General features: G+C 44.4%; 2 protein-coding genes and 1 pseudogene. All 3 read right to left on the bottom strand.

Features of this window, described 5'->3' with window-relative positions:
- A pseudogene (locus tag OB13_RS20775) lies at positions 1–469 on the bottom strand (hypothetical protein); the annotation flags it as partial.
- A gap of 105 nt (positions 470–574) precedes the next feature.
- On the bottom strand, positions 575–1537 hold the full coding sequence (locus OB13_RS20770; protein WP_461492096.1) for a GNAT family N-acetyltransferase: 963 nt from the start codon (positions 1535–1537) through the stop codon (positions 575–577).
- A 175-nt stretch (positions 1538–1712) separates the two neighbouring features.
- On the bottom strand, positions 1713–2781 hold a 1069-nt coding region (locus OB13_RS20765; RefSeq protein WP_461492095.1), incomplete at its 5' end, for a glycosyltransferase.

The following is a 2781-nucleotide window of genomic DNA, read 5'->3' as shown; positions in this document are numbered from 1 at the left end:
CCATGTAAACAGTAAGAGAGCCAAGTATCAAAATAAACAAGCGTTTCTGAGGATAGCGCATGGCATAGGCAAACATACCTATTCCCATAAAAATAATCGACCCCTTACCTAAAGAGGCCGTCCAGAAATGCATATTGGGCAGGAATAGCAAAATAAGCAGCAAGTCATATCCCCACAGTTTTACATTCAGCTTCAGGTTCTCTTTAAAAAAAATATAAAAGTGAATAAACCCAATATAACCAAACCATGCAAATAGAAGCATGGCCATTTCATAATTAAAGCCTAACGTGTTGGTGAAGGGATATGCTACAAATTCTATGAAGCGAGTACCTGTAACAAGTAGTTCAGACCAAGACTTATCAAAATTTGCTGATTTTTCAAAATAATTTTTAGAGTCAGATTTATTAAAAACAGTATAGGTATAATAAACACCCCAAAATATAATATGATAGAAATACAGCTTATTCATCAGTGAAATAGAGAAGAAAGAAAACTTCCGCCTATAACTCTTTAGAATAGACTGGTTAATAAAAAAGAGAAAAAAAACAAGTAAGATCGCGCCTATCATCCGATTCTAGAACAGCTCCATATCCCCTAAGGCATAGCCCCAATTTTCCTGCTTGCTTAATTCATTAAACATCTCCTCCTGCAAACTCACATTGCGCAGGGTGACGATCGGGCCTTTATCCAAAACTGGTAACAAACCCATACCTGGGTAAACACCGCTTGTCAGCTCAAAGTGCCTTCCCGAAGCAGAAGTAAGAAAACAGGCATTACTGATCTCCCTAAATGAAGCTTTTAATGCGTTCTTAGCTTTCTTGTCAAGTGTCTTTTCATCCGTTAACAGATCCACTACCCGCATCTCCTGCCCGAAACTGTGGGATTTGATACGATAGAATAATACATAGGAATGATAATCTGATAGGAAGTAGTAATCAAAGAGCGGGTTATCCTGGTAGCGCCACTGTATATAAGACGGGCTCAAAAGAGTATGCACCTTGTCAGTCATTACAATCGGGTTCGAGAGCTGCGGAAGCAGGATTACCAGTTTTTGCCAGTCTTGGGGAGGAGCTTCCGGTATATCCTGGCGCTTATAAGCAAATGGATTTACCTTAAGTTTTAACGCCATCCGGCTCATCTCTATCCAGCCCATCTTCAGATATCCCGGCTTGCTGCTCTCATTGGGAGTGTTGTACACCAGGTGTATCCCATTCTCTTTTGCGTCAGCCAAGCCCTGCAGTGTCAATTTCTTAAATACCCCTTTCCCCTGGAAGGCCGGGTGGGTAGCTGTATCCACCGCCCGTATTGCCTGTAGTATCTGCCCCTTGTATACCCACTGCCATCGCAGAAAAGCTCTCACGCCTACAACCTGACCGTCTGCTTCAGCAACCAGCACCGGCGAGGCACCATGCGGATTCTCAACATGCTTCCAGTTCCATAACCGCTCTGACTTCTGTATCAGCCCTTCTCCTAAGGAAGACTTCAGTAACTCGACAATCGCTGGTATATCCGCTTCAGTTCCTTTTCTTATCTGCATGGTTATTATTATCCCTCCCCGGCCCTCTCCTATAAACAAGAGAGGGTGTTAATTTCCCCGTATTTCTATCTGGCAGTAGTTCTATTAGCAGAAAAGTCCCCCCTTCGAAGGGGGCAAGGGGATGACAATCGTGCACCTGCACTCTCACACTTATTGAGGAGGGCTGGGGTCAGGTTTATCTTTTCAAATACAAATATAACTGTTCCAGCTGCTTCGCCATTTTATTTATGCTAAAATCAGCCTGCACCCTCGAGCGTGCTCCTGTAGCCAGCGTTGTTCGCTGCTCGGGATCCTCCAACAACTGCACGCCAAATTCAGCCAGTTTCATGTAGTCATCCACTTCGCAGAGCAGGCCGCTTTTACCATTTTCTACTACTTCGCCAACACCCCCTGCTTTGGTACTAATTACGGCACAGGAGCTGCTCATAGCCTCAAGTAAGGCAACCGGTAGTCCTTCGAAGATGGAGGACATCATGTAGATATTCATAGCACTAAAGTAGGGTTTAACATCTGTTTTAAGCCCTGCCATGTGTAGGCGATCTTCTATACCCAGTGATTTTCGTTTCGCCAAGATCTCTTGTTTAAGGGGGCCATCCCCTACTATAATGAAATGTGCTTCAGGCACCTTTTTCAGTATCTCTACAACAATCTCCATCCATACATCCAGCCGCTTCTGAAAACGGAATACTGATACAGTACCAATCACAGGGGCAGTAGCTGGTATACCCAGTTCCTGCCTGACCTGCAGGCCAGCCTGATCATCTCGCACATAATGCGATGTATTCACCCCATTCAGAATGTTAAGCAGGTATGGTCGCTGCGCTTTACCTTTGATTCTGGCTTCGTGAGTAGCGGGTAAAATGAGTTCACGGAATTTGGCACCAGCATTTTTGCGGATGGATTGCTGCACGTCATCAGAAACCGCCACGGCTGCGTCCTGCCACCCAAAGCTAATTTTGTTCAGCCAGTAAGTGATCTTATTATACCGCTCCCACTTGTTATGTTCAGTATAGACAACAGGTACGCCTGTTGTCTTTCCTACCAGCCGGGCGATTACCCCCGCCCAGGGAAGATGGCTATGAATTACATCTATTTTTTCTTCCTGTACATAACGGCTGATCTCAACTATCCGTTGAAACATCTGCAGGTTATTATTAGCCTTGAAGCAAATTACTCTAGCACCTAAGTCCTCAATGGTAGGCACCATTTGGTTTTTCCAAGGAAGAAAATAAGCAAAATGGAAG

It is taken from the genome of Pontibacter sp. HJ8 (assembly GCF_054824225.1).
The sequence above is the reverse complement of the archived record's forward strand: the minus strand, read 5'-3'. Positions and strand labels throughout refer to the sequence as shown.